Raw genomic sequence first — 19,203 nt, forward strand, 5'->3', positions numbered from 1 at the left:
GCGTCGGGGCGCCCGTGTGTCCGCGACATCCCGTACCGGAGTCCATGCCATGTTCACCAAGGAAAGCAGTTACCCGATAGGCGACAGTATCATGCGCGCCGGCCATCAATCGCCCGTACTACTGACGGCAGAGTCAGGCGGCGAGGCTGCGACGGCGGTCAAAATCGCCACTGGCCAACCGAATATGCAGCCCTTGTTCAGCCTCCAGGCGCCGCACAGCACGGTTCCTCGCTGGCTGATCGAACCATTTCATCCGGTCAGCCTCGAGCAACTCGATGCAAAGGCCGACATGCTGGACCGGCGTGACAATAAATATGTGGTGCGCGCGGATGTGCTCCACCAGGCGACCAGCGAGTTGGTTCAGCAGTTCGATATTCTGGAGATCGATGGCAAGCGGGATTTTACCTACGACACCTGTTACTTCGACGACGCGGAGCGCTCCGCCTATTTCGATCACCACAAGGGGCGGCGTATTCGCTGCAAGGTCCGGATGCGCAAATATGTCGATGCGGGTCTGTGCTTTGTCGAAGTCAAGCTCAAGCATATGCGCGGGATGACGATCAAGGAGCGGCTTCAGCGCCCGGTGGAGATGTACGGGATAATGGACGACAAGGCGCGTCGGTTCGTCGAATCCAGCTATCGTGACCTTTACCGTCGCGAATTCGATCGGGAGCTTCGGCCGGCGCTTGAAATGCGTTATCAACGCGTGACGCTCGTGGCCAAGCACGGCGGTGAGCGTGTGACGATCGACACCGGAATTGTGTTCGCGGGCAAGTCGGGTTCGCAGATGATCGACGGCCGTTTGATCCTGGTGGAAGTCAAATCGGGCAACGCCAACGGCATCGCCGACAAGATCCTGCGACGGTTGCACCAGCATCCGACCAACACCTGCTCAAAATATTGCGTGGCGATGGCGGCCTTGAACGAAGTTTCCAAGACCAACAAGTTCCTGGTCGCGCTACGCAGACTCGGCGTCGTTCCGACGTCGGGCGGCGCATGGTTGGCGAAGCCGTCGCGACCGGTCGTGGGCGCGATGTCCGAACATCGGCAACTGGAGGCCTGTTGAAATGAAAGCGCTCGGACGCTTTGGCTCGGCATCGCTCGCTATGTGCCTCGGCCTGATAGGCCTGCTGTGGCCGCGCATGTCGAGGAGCCCGAGAATCAAGCCCACGGCACAGATCGACCTCGACCATGGATCCTATGACGCCGACAGCCGATCCTTCAACGCAATGTCACAGCCGGCCTCACCCTAAGACTGGATCGAACATCTGCGTATCACGATGAATTATATCGATGTGCGTAGCGAGCGCCGGAGAAGAGCGTACGATCCGAACCTGTTGCTAATGCGGGTGCAGTTCGCCCTATAGGAACAACGGAAGTCCGCGGAGGCACGCCTTGTCAAGCAAGCGTATTCTGATCGTCGATGATGAGGACAGCATCCGTTTTGGAGTGCACGCCTATCTTGAATCGCAGGGGTACCGCGTATTCGAAGCTGATAGCTGCCAGAAAGCCAAGGAGTTGTTTCAGGCGTCGACGCCGGATGCCGCCGTCATCGACTACCGGCTGCACGACGGCACGGCGCTCGACCTGTTGCGCGCGTTCAAGCAGATCGATCCCAGCGTCCCCCTGATTGTCTTGACGGCCCATGGCACGATCGAGCTGGCGGTTGAAGCCGTCAAGGAAGGCGCCGAGCAATTCCTGACCAAGCCCATCGAACTCCCCGCGCTGCACACGATCCTGAAACGCTTGTTCGCCAATCAACGGCTTCAGCGTCAGCAACACGCCGTCGCCACGCGCGAAAGCCGAGAACGTGTCGATCCGTTTGCCGGCCAGAGCGCGGCGATCGGGAGACTTGCGGATCAGGCGGCCAAGATAAGCGGTACATCGAGCCCGGTCCTCATTCTGGGGGAGACGGGCAGCGGCAAGAGCCAGCTTGCAAAATGGCTGCACCGCAACGGTCCGCGCGCCGAAGAGCCGTTCGTCGATCTCAACTGCGCCGGATTGTCCCATGATTTTCTCGAAGCCGAGTTGTTCGGGCACGAAAAGGGCGCCTTCACCGGCGCCGTGGCCGCCAAGTCCGGATTGCTGGAAGTCGCCGACGGCGGAACCGTGTTCCTCGATGAGATCGGCGATATGGACATACGTGTGCAATCCAAATTGCTGAAGGCACTCGAAGAAAAGCGGTTTCGCCGTCTGGGCGCGGTGCGCGAGCGCGCGATCGACGTTGCGCTCATCGCGGCTACCCACAGGGATCTGGCCGAGGAAGTCAGGAAAGGCGCCTTTCGCAGCGATCTCTATTTTCGGATCAGTGCGATCCCGCTCCTGGTTCCTTCCCTGCGCGACCGCATGGAAGATATTCCCTTGCTCGCCGGCACATTGTTGGCCCAGCTTCCGCCCAGCCGGGGCCGCCAGTTGGAACTATCCGACGAAGCGATAAGAACCTTGTGCGGTTATGCGTGGCCGGGGAACATACGCGAACTGCGCAACGTCCTCGAACGTGCGGCCTTGCTGTGCGAACATGACCGGATCACGCCGCGCGATCTGCGTTTCAACCTCATATTGAGCGAAAACTCGACCAGCCACGATACCAGCCTCACCCTTGAGGAGGTCGAACGGCGACATATCGAACGCGTCCTGGCGGAAGAGGGGGGCAAGGTGGCGCAGGCGGCGCTGCGCCTTGCCGTTCCACGCAGCACATTGTACCTGAAAATCAAGAGCTACGGCATCAAGACATCGTAGGGGGCTGTCACTGACCACCACCCCGCAGTCTGGACCTAGGTGTCGGCGTCCTGCAGCGGTATCGGACGCAGAGACGACATGTTCAAGATCAAGATTTACGCCAGCATCATCGTTATCGTCGTCCTTGGCTTGCTGGTGTTGCTGCATGTCTACCGCAACCTTGGCAGCGTCGCTGGCTATCTGGCAACGCTCGACAATGTCAGTGTTCCCTTCAGCATCGCTGCGCTGGAGATGGAGAAGAACGCCGGCGAATATGCGGACGGCGTACTGCGATATGTTCGGGAGCCGGTCTCCGAGATCAGAGCCGAGATTGGGCGGGATGAAAAGGACTTCATCGAACGTTACGCCATCTACATGCGGCTCGCGACCAGTGATCGGGCGGGCGGAATGGGACGCGACGTTCGTGCGCAGCAGAAAAAGCTCGCCGCCGCCGGCGTAGAGTTGATGGACGAGCGCGACCGGCTCGACTCGATATTCGAGAAGACGACCGTCCTGCTTGAGGAAATCGATACCCTGATCGACGCGCAGGATCGCGCCGCGAATCGCGATCAAGGGTCCGACAGAAACGACAGGTTGTTGGCCCTGACGAATATCGAGGCCGAAACCGCTGAAATCGGGTTCTGGCTGACCCTGTTCAAATATCGGCCGGCCCGTCCGGAACGCCAGTACCTGCTGAAAAAGGTCGGTGAACAGCATGATGCCCTGGCCCAATATCGGGAGCTGATCTCGGCGGCGCCGGACAGTCAGCTCCACGAAGCATTGCGCGAACGGCATCTGGATGTCCTGGCCAATGTCAGGACGCTGATTGCGGGGGAGACGCGGATCAGCGCGGATGCGCGGCGGTTCGCGCAACTCGCCGAACACATAGACCATATTTTCGACGACCAGATTCAGCCGATGCTGACGAGCAATCTGTCGGAACCTCAGGAGCATGCGGATACCGCCGTCGAGCATGTGCAGGCAACGCTAGGATATCTTATCCCCGCCTACTTCCTCGTGGCGCTGTCCGTCGGAATATGGCTCGTCCTTGCCACCAATCGGCCACTGAAGAGACTGGCAGCCGGCACCGAGGCGATTGGGGCGGGCGATCTCGAGCATCGCATCGACATTCGCGGCCACGACGAATTCGGCAAGCTTGCCGAACAATTCAATCTCATGACCGAGCGGTTGCAGGAGACCACAGTTTCACGCGATCTGCTCGAAGCAAGCGAACGGGAATTGCAGCAGACGGTGGGAAACCTGCGCCAGGAAATCGTCGAACGCAAGCAAGCCGAGCGGGAGCGGGAGGCGTTGCAGGCGAAACTGAGGCGCAGCGAAACATTGGCGACCATGGGGCAGTTGGTAGCGGGCGTCGCGCATGAGGTGCGCAATCCCCTCTTCGGCATTTCCTCCACCCTTGATGCGATCGAGGCGAATGCCAAACTAGGCCAGATCAGTCCGCGCTTCAGCGGCGTTTTGCGTCGCGAGGTGAACCGGCTGAACAAGCTGATGTCCGCGCTGCTCGAATATGGGCGCACATCGCCGGAAGATCGCACGATCGAACCGCTGGCCAAGGGCCTTGTAGAGGCCCTCCACTCCTGCCGGGCAGCCGCCGACGCCGCCAATGTGGCGCTGGCGAACCGGGTGTCGGAAGACGCTCTGGTGGTGATGAATTATGACCGCCTGCTGCAAGTGCACGTCAATCTGATCGAAAATGCGGTGCAACATGCACCGAAGGGATCGGAGGTGATCGTCTCCACGCGGGCGACGACCGATGAGGGCGGAAACCGATGGATCGAATATTGCGTTGCCGATTCAGGCCCCGGACTTTCGGTCGAGGATTTGCCGCACCTGTTCGATCCATTTTTCACCCGGCGGCGCGGAGGCACCGGGCTCGGGCTGGCCATCGTTCGGCGTATCGTCGATGAGCATCATGGCATCATCGAACCCCGGGACAACCCGAAGGGCGGCACTGTCATGGCCGTGCGCCTGCCGGTGGCATCCAAAGGCTGAGCCGCACGCTTGGGAATCCCACGGATTCCATCTCTGTGCGCTCCAACACCCATTTTTGGATTCGAGCCCGAAGGGCCGGAGTGGGGTAGTCGGAGGACGACAGCCAGCGATTGGAGCCGTTGGGTATCAGGTGGAGCCTGCCAGTCTCATGCCCTCATAGACTTTTGCCTGCCTTGCCGACAGCGCCTGCCAGTCGGCAAATGCCGCCGGAGAGGGGTCTATCTGCTCGGCAACTCGCGTCATCTCGCGGGTAGCGACGGCGAAGTCGGCGTGCCAGCCGGCGCCGATCGCAGCGCACATGCCGGCGCCCAGCGCCGAGGCCTCGTTCGACAGGCTGCGGATCACCGGCAACCCGGTGGAGTCGGCGACCATGTGCAGCCAAAGCGGGCTGCCGGCGCCGCCGCCGATGACCAGCACGCGATCGACCTTCGCGTTCTGGCACCGCATCTGGTCGAGGGCGCGGGTGAATTCCAGCGTGATTGCCTCCAGCGAGGCGCGATAGAGATGGCCCATGCCCGTCTCCGGTCCCATGCCGGTGAAGGTGGCGCGCGCATTCTCGTCCCAGTGCGGGTCCATGCAGCCCATCAGGTAGGTGCACACCATGACCCCACCAGAGCCGACCGGCAGTTTTCGCGCCTGCGCCTCTAGCCGCTCGAATATTTTCGCGTCCTCATGGCCGCCGGCAAAATTGTCCAGCATCCAGTTGACGAAATAGGCGCCGGCGCGCTGGCAGCTTTCGAGGAGATAGCCGTCGCCGGTGGGCGAGACCAGCGTGCGCCAGTAGCGGCTGAGCTCCGGCGTGGCCGACCACAGGCCGCCCACCACCGCGGTGCCGAGATTGAGATAGGCGACGCCCGGGCTGGTGGCCCCCACGGCAAGGCCGGCGCTGTGTCCGTCGCCGCCGCCGGCAAACACCGGCGTTCCCGCCCGCAATCCCGTCGCCGCCGCGGCCGACGGCGTGATCTCACCGATCAGGGCGCTTGGGCGATGCAGCGTCGGCAGTTTCGACAGCGGGATGCCGAGGTGGTCGAGCAGTTCGCCGGACCATTTTTTGCTGCCGATGTCGAAGATGCCGAACGGGTCGGCGCTGGTCCAGCTTGCCGCCGCCTCTCCGGTCAGCTTCTGGGTGAGGAAATCGTGAACGCTCAGGATCTGCGCGGCGCGGTCGAGCAGTTCCGGCTGATGCTCTCTGAAGTGGCGCAGCCGGTAGAGGCAGGGGATGACGTCCACCGGCTTGCCGGAAATGGCATGCAGCCGCTCGCCGCCGAACTCGGCCGCGAGCACCTTCGTCATCGCCCGGGCGCGGCTGTCGAGCCATAGCGTCGCTGGGGCGAGCGGTTTTCGGTCGGCGTCGAGAAGCACCATGGTCTCGCGCTGGTTGGAAATGGCGATGCCGTCGATGCGCTCCGGATTGACTTGGCGGGTGACGGCGGTCAGCGCGGTGATCGCCGCCGTCCACCAGTCCTCGGCATTCTGCTCGGCAAGATGCGGCTCGGGCGTGCTGATAGCGTGCGGCGCGCGGCCCTCGGCGCGCGGCGTGCCATCAGGCGTCCAGGCGATCGCCTTGACCGACTGGGTCGATGAATCGATGCCCACGACATAGCGCTCGTGCGGCTGCATGCAATTCTCCTCCTCGCAGCTTCGTTCCTCGCGCGCCGTCGCGGCGGCGCTCCCTGGACGCCGGTGGCTCCCCGGGCGGCGCGGTCCGTGTTCCTCAAACGGACAACAGAGCTTCTCCCGTCGCCATGTCCGTCACGAAATGGGTGGCGTAGCCTGCTTCCAGCGTGGCGGTGATGGCGGCGGTCTTGGTCGATCCGCCGGCCACGCAGATGCGGCTTTTCACCTGCTTCAACTCGTCCAGCGTGATGCCGACCATGCGGTCGTCATGGTCGCCGCCGATCGGCCTGCCATGCGTGTCGATGAAGCGGCCGATGATGACCGCGACGGCTCCCTGCTCGACATAGGTATCGATCTCCGCCTTCGAGGCAATGCCGGAGACACGCACCGTGCTGCGGGCGCCGATATCGCCGACGCCAAACAGGATGCGGTCGGTCGAGTGGATCAGCTCGAACTGCTTCTTCAGCACGGGCTCGGCGAGCAGCATGGCCTTCAATTCGCGCGTCGACAGCACTGCCGGCGCCAGCAGGTTGACGCAGCGCGCATGGATACGGTTCGACAGCAGCGACGTGCATAGCTCGGCCGAAAACTCGGGCTCACCGGTCGAACTGCCCGACACCTGCACAACCGTCACGTTCCTGACGGGTCGCGGCAGCGATATCTGGTTGGCCACCGCCAGCACGGTGCGGCCCCAGGCGACGCCGACCGTGTCGCCGTCCTCGATCTGCTCGGCCAGCACGCGTGCGCCCGCATCGCCCAGCCTGTCGACCAGGCTCTGCTCCTCGCCGCTGGGGATGACGAAGGCGCCGTCCAGGCCGAATTTGTCCATGAGGGCGCGGGCGACCGCCGTGCGGCCGAAGGCCTGCGGGCTGATCCGGATGGAGACGATCTCGCGTTCGCGCGCCTCCTGGAGCAGGTTGACGATGGTGGCGCGCGACACGTTGAGCTGCTTGGCGATCTCGCTCTGCGTCAACTGATCGGCATAATAGAGCCACGTCGCCCACATGACCGCATCGTCGAACTCCGTCGGCAGTTTCGCCTCGGAACTCCCCCCGGTTTTTGCTGCCGCCGCGCCGTTCGCCATGACCTATCTGATCATCCCGGTAACATTTGTCAACGACCTCTGGCTTGTGTCTTGACATCTGTCATTGCCTGTTGTCACTTGTCCGCAAGAACGGAAAAGACTGATTGCGGGCATGGAAACGGCAAGGAAAAAAAGCGCTGAGAGCGATGCTCCGATCGGCGGCTGGACGGCGCTGATCGACGACGTGCTCGCCGGCCGCTGGGTCAGCCCGGATTCCGGCAAGGCGGCGTCGGTTCCCTACGACAGCATCGTCATCGAGGAGACCCTGGACGGGGCGGAAGCCGATCTCGTCGCGGGGCTCAAGCTCGGCGAAAAATTCACCGTCGTCGCCGACGCCGACACGTTCGACGCCATGGGCGCTCGGGTCGCCAGGGCGCTGACGAAGCTCGGCCCGGTCGATACCGTCATCCTCGACCGTCCGCACGCCGACGTGGCCGATATCGATCTGCTTGCCGGGAGGTTGGCGGGCAGCGAGGTGGTTGTCGCCGTCGGGTCCGGCACCATCAACGACCTCTGCAAATTCGTCACCGCCAAGCAGGGCCGCCGCTACTGCGTGTTCGGCACCGCCGGCTCGATGAACGGCTACACCTCGACAACCGCCTCGATCACGCTGGAGAGCGGGCTGAAGGTGTCGCTGCCGTCGCAGGCGCCGGCCGGTTTCTTCGTCGATCTGGGCGTATCGGCCGCCGCGCCGAAACATCTCGCCGCTGCCGGCTTCGCCGATTGCCTGGTGCGCTCGGTCGCGCAGGTGGACTGGTGGCTGTCGCACCGGCTGCTCGGCTCGCTCTATGCTACCGCGCCCTACGCTCTCCAGGACGAGGACGAGAAGGCGCTGAACGCCCGCGCCGGCTTGCTGCCCAAGGGCGACATCGCCGCTCACGGCTACCTCTACCGCGTGCTGACCCTGTGCGGGCTCGGCGTGTCGATGACCGGCATGTCGCATCACGGATCGATGGGCGAGCACCAGATCTCCCACTACATCGACTGCTTCGCCGGCGACCGGCACCCCGGCACGCTGCATGGCCAGCAGGTCGGCGTCGGCGTGCTCACCATGGGGCGGCTGCAGCGCCAGATGCTGTCGAGCAACAAGGCGCCGGTGATCAGGCCGACAAAAATCGACTGCGACGGCATGGCCCGCCGCATGGGCGCCGAGGTGGCCGGACAGTGCTGGGCCGAGATCCAGCCGAAAATCTTCGACGAGAAGGACGCGGACGAATTCAACGCCAGGCTCGAAGCCCTGTGGCCTGAACTGCGGCGCGAATTGCAAGCATTCGTCATCCCGGTCGACGAGATGAGCCGGCTGCTGGCCGCCGCCGAAGGCCCGATGACGGCCGCCGATCTCGGCCTGCCCGTCGATTTCTACCGCGAGGCGGTTCTGCATTGCCGCGAGATGCGCAACCGCTATTCCTTCCTCGACCTTGCCGCCGATGCCGGCATCCTCGAGGATTTTGTCGCCGCGGAGACGTGAGCGGATGCGCCCGGTCGCCGACATGCCGATCGAGACAGCCGCCCACGTCACGGTGCTGTTCGCCGACATCGACGACACGCTGACCCATGAGGGCCGGCTGCCGGCCTGCGCCTATGAAGCTCTTGAAGCGTTGACCAAAGCCGGCATCGCGGTCGCGCCGATCACCGGCCGGCCGGCCGGCTGGTGCGACATGATCGCCCGCATGTGGCCGGTCGCCGGCGTGGTCGGCGAGAACGGCGCCTTCTACTTCTCCTATGACGAGGCGGCGCGGAAGATGCGGCGCTCCTTCGCCATCGACGCGGAGACCCGCGCGAAAGATCGCGAGCGGCTGAAGGCGATGCGCGAGCGCATCCTGCGCGAGGTGCCGGGCGCGGCGGTCTCGGCCGACCAGCTCTACCGCGAGGCCGATCTCGCCATCGACTTCTGCGAGGACGTGCCGGCGCTGCCCAAGGCCGACGTGATCCGCGTCCGCGAGATATTCGAGGAGGAGGGGGCCGTCGCAAAGATCTCCTCCATCCATGTCAACGGCTGGTTCGGGCAATACGACAAGCTGACGATGTCGCGGCGCTTCGCCGCCGACATTTTGGGCATCGACATCGACCCGGAGCGCGACCGCATCGTCTTCGTCGGCGACAGCCCTAACGACGCGCCGATGTTCGGATTCTTCCCCAATGCCTGCGGCGTGGCCAACGTGCTGAAATTCCGCGGCGAGATGGAGGCCGAGCCCGCCTATGTGACGAAACGCGAGGGCGGCTTCGGCTTCGTCGAGGTGGCCGACCGGCTGCTTTCGGCGCGCGCGGCGAGGGCGGGTGCCGCATGACGGGCGTCTACGACCTTGCCATCATCGGCGGCGGCATCAACGGATGCGGTATCGCGCGCGACGCGGCGGGGCGTGGGCTCAGCGTGCTTCTGTGCGAGCAGGGCGATCTCGGCTCGGGAACGTCGTCAGCCTCGACAAAACTGATCCATGGCGGGCTGCGTTATCTCGAGCATTATGATTTCAAGCTGGTGCGCCATGCGTTGACCGAGCGCGAGCGGCTGTGGGCGATCGCGCCGCACATCATCTGGCCGCTGCGCTTCGTGCTCCCGCATCGCAAGGGCCTGCGGCCGGCCTGGCTGCTCCGGCTCGGCCTGTTCATCTACGACCATCTCGGCGGCCGCAAGCTGCTGCCTGCGACCCGTACGCTGCGGCTGGCGAGCGACCCGCTCGGCGCGCCGCTGCACGACGTCTCGTCCGTCGGCTTCGAATATTCGGACTGCTGGGTACAGGACAACCGGCTGGTCGTGCTCAACGCCCGCGACGCCGAATCCAAGGGCGCCGACATCCGCACGCGCACCCGCTGCACCGCCGCCAGGCGCGAGCGCGGGCTGTGGCGGCTGACCCTGCAGGACGCCGACGGCGGCCCGGCCTACACCATCCAAGCGCGCGCCGTCGTCAACGCCGCCGGCCCGTGGGCCGAACGCGTGCTGTCCTCGGTCGCGCAGGTGAGGGCACCGGGCGCGCTGCGGCTGGTGCAGGGCTCGCACATCGTGGTGAAGCGGCTCTACGAGCACGATCGCTGCTACATCTTCCAGAACCCCGACGGACGCATCTTCTTTGCCATCCCCTACGAGGAGGATTTTACCCTTATTGGCACCACCGACCGCGATTTTGCCGGCGAGCCGGGTGCGGTGCAGGCCTCCGAGGAAGAGATCGCCTATCTGTGCGACGCGGCGTCCTCCTATTTCCGCAAGGCCGTGACGCCGGACAATGTCGTTTGGAGCTATTCCGGGGTGCGCGCCCTGTTCGACGACGGCGAGGCCAACGCGCAGAAGACGACGCGCGATTACGTGCTGGCGCTCGATGCCGGCAAGGACGAAGCGCCGCTGCTGTCGGTGTTCGGCGGCAAGATCACCACCTATCGCTGCCTTGCCGAGGACGCGCTGGAAAAGCTGGCTGCTGTCTTCCCCGACTGGCGGGCGCATGCCGGCTGGACGGCGACGAAACCGCTGCCCGGCGGCGATTTCCCGGTCGGCGGCGCCGAGACCCTCGCCCGCCATCTCAGGCAAGACTATCCTTTCCTCGACGGGGGGGCTGCGCGGCGGCTGGTGCGCCATTACGGCACCGAGGCGCGCGCCATCCTAGGCAAGGCGAAAAGCGCTGCTGATCTGGGCCGCGATTTCGGCGGCTCGCTTAGCGAGGCGGAAGTGCGTTTCCTGGTGGCCCACGAATACGTCGTGAGCGCCGAGGACATCGTCTGGCGGCGCACCAAGTCGGGCCTGCGCATGACTGCCGGAGAGATCGTGGCGCTCGACGCATGGCTGGACGATTTCAGGAGGCAGATGGCGGCATCGTTGCTGAAGCAGGCGGGCTGAGACGCTGAGTGAACCGGGCGGCCAGCCGCCCGGAGAAAAGATGGGATGCCGGACGGACCCGAAGGAGCGGACCGCACGGCTATGGAGGAGTAGGCATGGGATGAGCGTCGCACAGGTCAAGCGCATCTCGATTTCGGATTCGCCGATACCCTGGCTGCTGCCGCTGGTCAGCCTGCTGGTGGTCTTCACCATCTATCCGCTGATCTACAACATCTGGCTCTCCTTCCACGAATTCGTGCCGCGCAAGCGGGCACTGCAGTTTGTCGGCGTCGACAACTGGGTGCAGCTCTGGAACGACGCGCGCTTCTGGAGCTCGCTCGGCGTCACCTTCGCCTATTTTGTCATCGCGCTGGCGTTCGAGCTGGCGCTCGGCATGGCGATCGCGCTGCTGCTCGACGCCGAGCTGCCGGGCTTCGGGGCACTGCGGGCGTTCCTGTCGCTGACCTTGGTGATCCCGCCGGCCATCGCCGGCATGATGTTCCTCTTGATGGAGGACCCGCAGTTCGGGGCGCTGACCTACATCCTTAATTCGCTCGGGCTGCTCGACAAGTCGATACCCATCCTCGCGACGTCATCCACCGCGCTCGCCGGCGTGCTTCTGGCCGAGATATGGCAATGGACGCCGTTCATGGTGCTGATCTTCCTCGCCGGCCTGCGCTCGTTGCCGACCGAACCCTACGAGGCGGCGATGATCGACGGCGCCTCGTCGTTCCAGATGTTCCGCCGGCTGACCCTGCCGATGATGTCGCGCGTGATCGCGGTGGCGGTGCTGATACGCGGCATCGACCTGTTCCGCGTCTTCGACTACGTCTTCGTCATGACCTCGGGCGGGCCGGGCACTGCCACCTACAGCCTCAGTCTCTATGCCTGGCAGCAGACCTTCAGCTTCATCAAATGGGGTTATGGCGCGACGCTCAGCCTTGTCAGCCTGGTGATCATCATGGTGCTCGCCAACATCTTCATCAAAGTCTTCAAGGTGAGGTGGTGACATGCATATGAGCGCCGGACAGCGGACGCTGCGCACCATCGCCGGATGGCTGGTGGTCGGCCTGTTCTTCTTCCCGATCTATTTCTGGACCTCGGTCGCCTTCCGCGACGCCAAGGACATCTTCTCCTGGCCGCCGAAATTCTTCGAGTTCCCGCCGACGGTGCGCAATTTCGAGCAGGTGTTCGGCATCTCGCTGGGCTTCGGCTTCGGCAACCAGGACGTAGTGACGCCGGGCGGCGGCAACTTCTACATGGCGCCGCGCCTGTGGGACTCGATCGTCATTGCCTCGATGTCGACGGTGCTGGCGGTCGTGGTGGCGACGCTCGCCGCCTATTCGCTGTCGCGCATGGATTTCCGCGGCCGCCACCACTTCGTCAACTGGGTGCTGTCGACGCGCATGATGCCGCCGGTGGCGGTGGCCGTGCCGATGTTCTTCATCTTCAAGCAGTTCAACCTGCTCGACACCTATACCGGCATCATCCTGGTGCACGGGCTGATGAACCTGCCGCTGGCGGTGCTGCTTTTGAAGAGCTTCTTCGACGACATCCCGGCCGAGATCGACGAGAGCGCGCTGCTCGACGGCGCCTCGCGCTGGACCATCTTCCGGCGCATCGTGCTGCCGATGGCCAAGGGCGGCATCGCCGCCACCGCGGTGCTGTGCTTCATCTTTTCGTGGACCGAGTTCCTGTTCGTGCTGACGCTGACCCAGACCAGCATCAAGACGGTGCCGGTGGTGTCGTCCACCTTCGTCACCTCGATCGGAACGGCCTGGGGCAACATGGCGGCCCTCGGCGCAGCCGCGATCGTACCCGCCTTCATCGTCATCATGCTGGTGCAGCGCCATCTGGTGCGCGGCCTCACCATGGGGTCGCTGAAACAATAGTCCAGCGGACGGAGGAGAGACCGTTCCGCAGGCAGAGTTGACAAACCCGGGAGGCGAGGTCGCCGCCCGAAAAATGGAGGAGAAGAAGGATGAAAGACAAGGACAGAAAACTCTATCTGTCGTCGCTCACGGACAAGCTCGTCCGTGGCGAGATGGGGCGCCGCGACTTCCTGCGGCTCTCCGGCGCGCTCGGCTTGGGCGCCGGTGCGCTCGGCATGGGCCTCGGGCCCCGGCCGTATCTCGGCGTCTCCAGCGCGCAGGCGCAGGAAGCTGTGCAGCCTTCGGCCGACGTGATCGCCTGGCTGAAGGAAGTCGGCAAGCCGTTCGCCGGCACCACGCTGAAGCTGGCGACGGAATCGACGCCGCCGTCCAACGCCATCAACTCGCAGCTCAAGAAATATTTCGAGGAAGCGACCGGCATCAAGGTCGAGATCGAGGTGCTGCCGCTGGAGCAGGTGCTGCAGAAGCTGACCCTCGACGTCGCTTCCTCGCTGGGCACCTACGACCTCTACTACATCGACCAGAGCTGGGCGGCGAGCTTCAGCCAGGACGTGTTCGACCCGCGCGAGCAAATTTCGGCCAAGCCGGACCTCGCCATGCCGAACTACAACATCGACGACTTCCTGCCGGCGCTGGTCGATGGCATCGCAATGTACGAGGACCGCATGGTCGGCGTGCCCTACGACATCCCGATCTTCATCATGATCTACCGCAAGGACGTCTACGAGGAGCTAGGCCTCAAGGCGCCGACCACCTTCGAGGAGCTCTACAACAATTCGAAGGCGATCACCGACAAGAAGGGCCCGAACCTCTTTGGCTATGCCGGCCAGATGAAGTCCGGCCACTATGCGCTGGAGTGCGAATGGACCTCGATGCTGTGGGGCCATGGCGGTTCGATCTTCCGCACCGACGGCACCTTCTCAGGCAATGACGAACAGGGCATCGCGGCGCTCGACTACTACACCAAGCTGAAGGCGACCATGCCTCCGGGCGTCGACGGCTGGACCTGGGACGGCCAGGGCCAGGCGGTGGCGCAGGGGGTTGCGGCGTCGATGCTGTCTTGGGGCGAGTTCTTTCCCTATTTCGACGACCCGACGCAGACAAAAGTGTCGGGCCTGTGCGAGGCGGTCATCCCGCCGCAGCCGATCGCGCTGCGCACCGTCAAGGACACCGGCTACGGCGAAATCCCCGGCGTCGGCCACCAGGGCGGCTCGTCGCTGGCGGTGTCGAAATACTCCAAGAGCCCGGACGCCGCCTGGCTGTTCATGCAGTGGGCGACCTGCGCCGACACGCAGGCCCTCATCACCGTGCTCGGCGGCGGCACCGGGCCGACCCGCGCCAGCGTCTATGACGACCCGCGCGTCAAGGCCAATGCCCGCGTCGGCGCCGGCACCACGCGCCACCTGCCGGTGGTGCGCGAGACCATCGCCAAATACATGGGCTCCGAGCCGGACCTGCCGGAATGGGCGCAGCTCTCCAGCGACACGATCCCGGTCAGCCTCGGCAAATATTTCGCCGGCGGCTACGGCTCGTCCAAGGAAGCGATGGACGACATCGCCGCGCAGGTAGGCGAGGTGCTCAAGGGATAACTCCCAGGACGGCGGCCGTGGCAGAGCGCCACGGCCGCCGGCCGCCAACAGTTTTCGGGGAGGGTAAGGAATGGCAAAGAAACCACTGATTGCGATCACCGGTGCAAGCTCGGGCATAGGCGAGGCGGCAGCGCGCGCCTTCTCGGCGGCGGGTCATCCGGTTCTGCTGATGGCGCGCCGGCTCGACCGGTTGAATGCACTAGGCTTGCCCAACGCCGTCGTCCGCCAGGTCGACGTGCGCGACCGCGCCGCGATCGCCGCCGCCGTGGCGGACGCGGAAGCCGAGCACGGTCCGGTCGACATGATGTTCGCGAATGCCGGCATCGCCCGGCTGGGCGACATCGGCCGCCAGCCGCCAGAAGACTGGGACGAGATGATCGACATCAACACCAAGGGCGTCATGAACACCGTGCATGCCGTGATGTCGGGCATGATGGCCCGCCGGCAGGGCACGCTGGTGATGATGAGTTCGATCGCCGGCCGGAAAACCTATCCCGACCACACCGTCTACTGCGGCACGAAGTTCTTCGTCCATGCTGTCTCCGAAAGCCTGCGCGAATATCTTGCGCCGCACGACGTGCGCGTCATCGTGGTGTCGCCCGGCATCATCGACACCGAGGTGCTGGACGGGGTTCGCGACGAGAAGACGCTTGCCAACTACAAGGCCAACAAGCAGGCGATCGGCGGCGGCATCTCGGCCGATGTCGTGGCAAAGCTGATCCTCGACGCCTACGAGTTGCCGCAGCGGGCGATCGTCCAGGAAATCGTGATCACGCCGACCAGGCAGAAATATTGACGCGTCGGCCGACAGGCCGGCGACAGACGACGGGTGGAGCGCTTTTCATGGCGACAGTGGAATACAAAGGCATCGGAAAGTCCTTCGGCGCGGTCAATATCCTGCGCGATGTGTCGTTCCGCATCGAGGACCGCCAGTTCGTCGTGCTGCTCGGGCCGTCGGGCTGCGGCAAGACGACCCTGCTGCGCATGACCGCAGGCCTGGAGAGCGTCAGCGAGGGCGACCTGATGATCAACGGCAAGCGGGTCAACGACATGCACCCGCGCGACCGCGACATCGCCATGGTGTTCCAGAACTATGCGCTCTATCCGACCATGAAGGTCTACGAGAACATCTCCTTCAGCCTCGAAGTCGCGAAGATGCCGGCCGCCGAGATCAAGCAGCGGGTGGAGCGCGCCGCCGAGATTCTGAACCTGACGCCCTATCTGCAGCGCTATCCGAAACAGCTTTCCGGCGGCCAGCGGCAGCGCGTGGCGATGGGCCGCGCCATGGTGCGCGAGCCCTCGGTATTCCTGTTCGACGAGCCGCTAAGCAATCTCGACGCAAAACTCCGCGCGCATATGCGTACCGAGATCCGGCAGCTCCACAACCGGCTGAAGACCACGACCATCTATGTCACCCACGACCAGGTCGAGGCGATGACCATGGCCGACGTCATCGTCGTCATGCGGGCCGGCAAGATCGAGCAGATCGGCTCGCCGGACGACGTCTACGACCGGCCGGCCAGCAAATACGTGGCTGATTTCATCGGCGCTTCGGCCATCAACTTTTTGCCCGGCACGGTCGCGACAGGGGCGGGCGTGCCGGCCGTCGACACGGCGAGCGGCCGCATCGTGCTGGAGGAAAGCTCTGCCGTGAAGCCGGGCCAGCGCGTCGTGCTCGGCCTGCGCCCGACCGACGTCGTCGTCGCGCCGGACGGCGCGATCGGCGCACGCGCCGTGCTCCTGGAGCGTCTCGGCCATGATGCGCAATTGTTCTGCGAAGGCCCCGACGGCCGTTTTGTCGCCGTCGTCGACAAGGCGCTGCGTTTCGAGGAGGGCAGCGAGGTCCGCTTCGCCATCCCGCCCTCCAAGGTGCATGTCTTCGACGCCGAGACGGAGGCGCGTATCTGAGGCCGGCGTTGGGACTGGTGAAGAGCGTTTTCATGTCGCACTCCGGCCAGCACCCCTCATCCGACCTCGCTTCGCGAGGCCACCTTCTCCCGCAAGGGGAGAAGGTGGAGCGTTGCATTTGTGCATCCGCAAATCTCCAACGACGGTGATTGGCGGAGAGGCCGGCGCGAAACTCCACCTTCTCCCCTTGTGGGAGAAGGTGGCCTCGCGAAGCGAGGTCGGATGAGGGGTGCTGGACGGAGTGCGACACCCCGGCGTCATGGGGATCGAGAATGAGCGCCTGTCGTGTCAAGCCGGGCGTGCAGTTTGCAAGTTTGAAAAATCGTGGGAGCCGCCAATGGCAACGATCCTGATCCTTGGCGCCGGCGTGATGGGCAGTGCATTGTCGGTGCCCGGCGCCGACAACGGCCACGACGTGCTGCTCGCCGGCACGCCGCTCGACGACGAGGCGGTTAGACGTATGAAGAAACCCGGCGGCGTGCATCCGAAGCTGGACCACCCGTTGCCCGACCGCGTCACGCCGCTTGCCGGGGACGAGCTGACCGCCGCCCATGTCGAGGCGGCCGATATCATCGTGGTCGGCGTCAGCAGCCCCGGCATCCCCTGGGCGGTCGGCCGCCTCAACGCCCTGACGACCCGCGAGCGGCCGGTCGCCTTCGTCACCAAGGGGCTCGACAGGGCAGGGGCCTCGCTGTCCACGTTGGCCGAATCCCTGCCGATGCAACTGCCCGGGATGAAAACCTTCCTCGGCATCGGCGGCCCCTGCATCGCCCGCGAGCTTGCCAACCGCAACCCGACGGCCAGTGTCTATGCCTCGGCCGACGGCCAGTCCGCGGCAAAGGCTTTCGCCGTCTTGATGGCGACCGACTATTATCGCCTGTCGACCACCGATGATGTCACCGGCGTGGAAGCCTGCGCGGCGCTGAAGAATTTCTTCGCCATCGGGGTGGCCGCCATGCAGACGCGCTACCCCGACGCGGCGCGCGCCGACGGACAATCGAAGAACCCGACGGCCGCCGCCTTCACGCAGGCGGCGCTCGAAATGGCGCGGCTGTGCGAGCGTTTCGGCGGGCGGCGCGACACCGCCTTCGACCTCGCCGGCATCGGCGACCTGCATGTGACCGTCGGGGGAGGGCGCAACAGCAAGCTCGGCCATGGCCTCGGCCTCGGCCGCACCGTTTCCGATATGATGACGAAGGAATTGGCGGGCGAGACGGTCGAGGGCATCGACACGGCCCGCATGCTGTCCGCCTGGCTGGAGCCGGCACCCGGCCTCGACCCGCTCGAGCGGACACGCTTTCCGCTGGCCATGGCGATCATGGATGCCGTCTTGCAAGACAAGCCGTTTGTGTTCGACTTCCAGAACCTGACCGTGTCCTGATGCCACTCGGCATGTGAAAGTCGCAATGCCGCGTCCGTTGCGGGCGCGTGCCGTCAGGCCGTTTCCATCGCCTCGACCCCGCGCCCCGCCAGCACGGTGGCCAGCCTGCCGACAGTGGCCGCGTTGGTGGCGGCCGCATTGCCCGTGCGGGCGCGCGCGGCGATGCCTTCGAAGATGACGGCGTTCCGAAACAGCGCGAAGGCCATGTGGAAGGGTAGCAGCGGACCGGCCCGCGGGTTCGCCGTCTGATAGGCGGCGCGGAACGCTGCTTCGTCCGGCAGGCCGGCTCCGTCGACGTCCAGCCCTTGCAGGCCGCCATATTCGTCCGGCGTCATCCGCCAGGTGAAGGCACAGCAATGGGCGAGATCGGCCAACGGCTCGCCGAGCGTCGCCAGTTCCCAGTCGAGGACGGCGACAACGCGCGGCTCGCTTGGATGGAACATAAGGTTGCCGATGCGATAGTCGCCATGGGCGATCGTCGGGCGATCGCTTTCGGGCGGGATGTTGGCCGCCAGCCACGCGGCCAGCCGCTGCACGTCGCCGTTCGGCTCCACCGCCGACAGCTCCCACTGGCGGTGCCAGCGGGCGATCTGCCGTGCAAAATAGCCGCCGGGGCGGCCAAAATCCGATAGTCCGGCGGCGGCCACGTCGACCGCATGCAGGCGGGCTAGCGTTTCGGCGGCGGCTTCGTACATGGCGCGCTTGTGGGCGGGTTCGACGCCCGGCAACGTGCAATCGTGAAAGACGCGGCCCTCGACATGTTCCATGACATAGAACGCAGTGCCGATCACGTCGGGCTCCATGTGCAGCAGAAGCATTTCGGGGACGGGCACGCCGGTGCCGGCCAGCGCCTTCTGGACGCGGAATTCGCGGTCCACCGCATGCGCCGAAGGCAGGAGTTCGCCGGACGGGCGCTTACGCAGCACCAGCCGGCGGTCGGCGAATTCGAGCAGGAAGGTCGGGTTCGACTGGCCGCCGGCGATGGGCCGCACGGCGAGCGGGCCTTGCAGGCCGGCGATGCGGCTTTTCAGAAAATGTTCGACCGGGGCGGGATCGAGGGCAGGGGACATTGGCCGTCGCTAGAGCGTTTCTTGCTCAGATTGAATCATTCTGTTTGCCGTTTGGCGAGGCGATCCACAAGGAAGGCCGCGCAGATCGGGCTGGTTGCCCGGGCAAGCGGCCTGACGAAGTGGGCGCCC

At 64.8% G+C, this 19,203-nt stretch carries 15 protein-coding genes; 12 read left to right on the top strand and 3 right to left on the bottom strand.

The annotated features are described in order from the left end of the window. Positions 1 to 49: 49 nt before the first annotated feature. The 3 genes from RB623_RS25705 to RB623_RS25715 all read left to right on the top strand — a co-directional run bounded on the left by RB623_RS25705 (position 50) and on the right by RB623_RS25715 (position 4,731). Positions 50 to 1,066: a polyphosphate polymerase domain-containing protein gene (locus RB623_RS25705; protein ID WP_308059968.1), complete on the top strand. Its 1,017-nt coding sequence runs from the start codon at positions 50 to 52 to the stop codon at positions 1,064 to 1,066. A gap of 329 nt (positions 1,067 to 1,395) precedes the next feature. After that, on the top strand, positions 1,396 to 2,739 hold the full coding sequence (locus RB623_RS25710) for a sigma-54 dependent transcriptional regulator (protein ID WP_308059969.1): 1,344 nt from the start codon (positions 1,396 to 1,398) through the stop codon (positions 2,737 to 2,739). 78 nt (positions 2,740 to 2,817) lie between these two features. Further along, complete coding sequence (locus RB623_RS25715; protein WP_308059970.1) at positions 2,818 to 4,731, top strand: ATP-binding protein; 1,914 nt, start codon at positions 2,818 to 2,820, stop codon at positions 4,729 to 4,731. A gap of 126 nt (positions 4,732 to 4,857) precedes the next feature. On the opposite strand, the gene RB623_RS25720 is transcribed toward RB623_RS25715, so the two are convergent. Both RB623_RS25720 and RB623_RS25725 read right to left on the bottom strand, forming a co-directional pair. Next, complete coding sequence (locus RB623_RS25720; RefSeq protein WP_308059971.1) at positions 4,858 to 6,351, bottom strand: FGGY-family carbohydrate kinase; 1,494 nt, start codon at positions 6,349 to 6,351, stop codon at positions 4,858 to 4,860. A 94-nt stretch (positions 6,352 to 6,445) separates the two neighbouring features. Further along, positions 6,446 to 7,432, bottom strand: coding sequence for a sugar-binding transcriptional regulator (locus tag RB623_RS25725; RefSeq protein ID WP_308059972.1), 987 nt, complete (start codon positions 7,430 to 7,432; stop codon positions 6,446 to 6,448). Positions 7,433 to 7,544: 112 nt separating this feature from the next. Between RB623_RS25725 and RB623_RS25730 the strand changes: the two genes are divergently transcribed. From RB623_RS25730 to RB623_RS25770, 9 genes are all read left to right on the top strand, one after another. Beyond that, positions 7,545 to 8,900, top strand: a complete 1,356-nt coding sequence (locus RB623_RS25730; RefSeq protein ID WP_308059973.1) for an iron-containing alcohol dehydrogenase — start codon at positions 7,545 to 7,547, stop codon at positions 8,898 to 8,900. Between the two features lie 4 nt (positions 8,901 to 8,904). Next, on the top strand, positions 8,905 to 9,720 hold the full coding sequence (locus tag RB623_RS25735) for an HAD-IIB family hydrolase (RefSeq protein ID WP_308059974.1): 816 nt from the start codon (positions 8,905 to 8,907) through the stop codon (positions 9,718 to 9,720). Beyond that, positions 9,717 to 11,255, top strand: coding sequence for a glycerol-3-phosphate dehydrogenase (gene glpD / locus RB623_RS25740; protein WP_308059975.1), 1,539 nt, complete (start codon positions 9,717 to 9,719; stop codon positions 11,253 to 11,255). The genes RB623_RS25735 and glpD overlap by 4 nt, the downstream gene beginning before the upstream one ends. Positions 11,256 to 11,355: 100 nt before the next feature. Beyond that, entirely contained in the window at positions 11,356 to 12,243 is an 888-nt protein-coding gene (locus RB623_RS25745) for a sugar ABC transporter permease (RefSeq protein ID WP_308059976.1), read from the top strand. A 1-nt stretch (position 12,244) separates the two neighbouring features. Then, entirely contained in the window at positions 12,245 to 13,126 is an 882-nt protein-coding gene (locus tag RB623_RS25750; protein ID WP_308059977.1) for a carbohydrate ABC transporter permease, read from the top strand. Positions 13,127 to 13,215: 89 nt separating this feature from the next. Next, positions 13,216 to 14,715, top strand: a complete 1,500-nt coding sequence (locus RB623_RS25755; RefSeq protein ID WP_308059978.1) for an extracellular solute-binding protein — start codon at positions 13,216 to 13,218, stop codon at positions 14,713 to 14,715. 70 nt (positions 14,716 to 14,785) lie between these two features. After that, on the top strand, positions 14,786 to 15,511 hold the full coding sequence (locus tag RB623_RS25760) for an SDR family oxidoreductase (protein WP_308059979.1): 726 nt from the start codon (positions 14,786 to 14,788) through the stop codon (positions 15,509 to 15,511). A 47-nt stretch (positions 15,512 to 15,558) separates the two neighbouring features. Further along, the gene (locus tag RB623_RS25765) at positions 15,559 to 16,623 is read left to right on the top strand and encodes a sn-glycerol-3-phosphate ABC transporter ATP-binding protein UgpC (RefSeq protein ID WP_308059980.1); all 1,065 of its coding nucleotides are present in this window, start codon (positions 15,559 to 15,561) and stop codon (positions 16,621 to 16,623) included. 337 nt (positions 16,624 to 16,960) lie between these two features. Beyond that, a complete protein-coding gene (locus RB623_RS25770; RefSeq protein ID WP_308059981.1) occupies positions 16,961 to 18,004 on the top strand; it encodes a glycerol-3-phosphate dehydrogenase in 1,044 nt (347 codons plus the stop codon). A 53-nt stretch (positions 18,005 to 18,057) separates the two neighbouring features. Here the strand turns inward: RB623_RS25770 and RB623_RS25775 are convergent, their stop codons facing one another. After that, on the bottom strand, positions 18,058 to 19,074 hold the full coding sequence (locus RB623_RS25775) for a phosphotransferase family protein (protein ID WP_308059982.1): 1,017 nt from the start codon (positions 19,072 to 19,074) through the stop codon (positions 18,058 to 18,060). Positions 19,075 to 19,203 lie beyond the last annotated feature (129 nt).

Origin of the sequence: Mesorhizobium sp. LHD-90, from assembly GCF_030929505.1 — a bacterium.
Taxonomy (GTDB): Bacteria; Pseudomonadota; Alphaproteobacteria; order Rhizobiales; family Rhizobiaceae; genus Kumtagia.

Bases quoted from the DNA above. Each gene is read 5' to 3' on its own strand.
- RB623_RS25750 (WP_308059977.1), top strand. From the start codon at position 12,245: ATGCATATGAGCGCCGGACAGCGGACGCTGCGCACCATCGCCGGATGG.
- RB623_RS25705 (WP_308059968.1), top strand. From the start codon at position 50: ATGTTCACCAAGGAAAGCAGTTACCCGATAGGCGACAGTATCATGCGC.
- RB623_RS25715 (WP_308059970.1), top strand. From the start codon at position 2,818: ATGTTCAAGATCAAGATTTACGCCAGCATCATCGTTATCGTCGTCCTT.
- RB623_RS25745 (WP_308059976.1), top strand. From the start codon at position 11,356: ATGAGCGTCGCACAGGTCAAGCGCATCTCGATTTCGGATTCGCCGATA.
- RB623_RS25735 (WP_308059974.1), top strand. From the start codon at position 8,905: ATGCGCCCGGTCGCCGACATGCCGATCGAGACAGCCGCCCACGTCACG.
- RB623_RS25725 (WP_308059972.1), bottom strand. From the start codon at position 7,432: ATGGCGAACGGCGCGGCGGCAGCAAAAACCGGGGGGAGTTCCGAGGCG.
- RB623_RS25770 (WP_308059981.1), top strand. From the start codon at position 16,961: ATGGCAACGATCCTGATCCTTGGCGCCGGCGTGATGGGCAGTGCATTG.
- RB623_RS25755 (WP_308059978.1), top strand. From the start codon at position 13,216: ATGAAAGACAAGGACAGAAAACTCTATCTGTCGTCGCTCACGGACAAG.
- RB623_RS25775 (WP_308059982.1), bottom strand. From the start codon at position 19,074: ATGTCCCCTGCCCTCGATCCCGCCCCGGTCGAACATTTTCTGAAAAGC.
- RB623_RS25720 (WP_308059971.1), bottom strand. From the start codon at position 6,351: ATGCAGCCGCACGAGCGCTATGTCGTGGGCATCGATTCATCGACCCAG.
- RB623_RS25730 (WP_308059973.1), top strand. From the start codon at position 7,545: ATGGAAACGGCAAGGAAAAAAAGCGCTGAGAGCGATGCTCCGATCGGC.
- RB623_RS25760 (WP_308059979.1), top strand. From the start codon at position 14,786: ATGGCAAAGAAACCACTGATTGCGATCACCGGTGCAAGCTCGGGCATA.
- RB623_RS25765 (WP_308059980.1), top strand. From the start codon at position 15,559: ATGGCGACAGTGGAATACAAAGGCATCGGAAAGTCCTTCGGCGCGGTC.
- glpD (WP_308059975.1), top strand. From the start codon at position 9,717: ATGACGGGCGTCTACGACCTTGCCATCATCGGCGGCGGCATCAACGGA.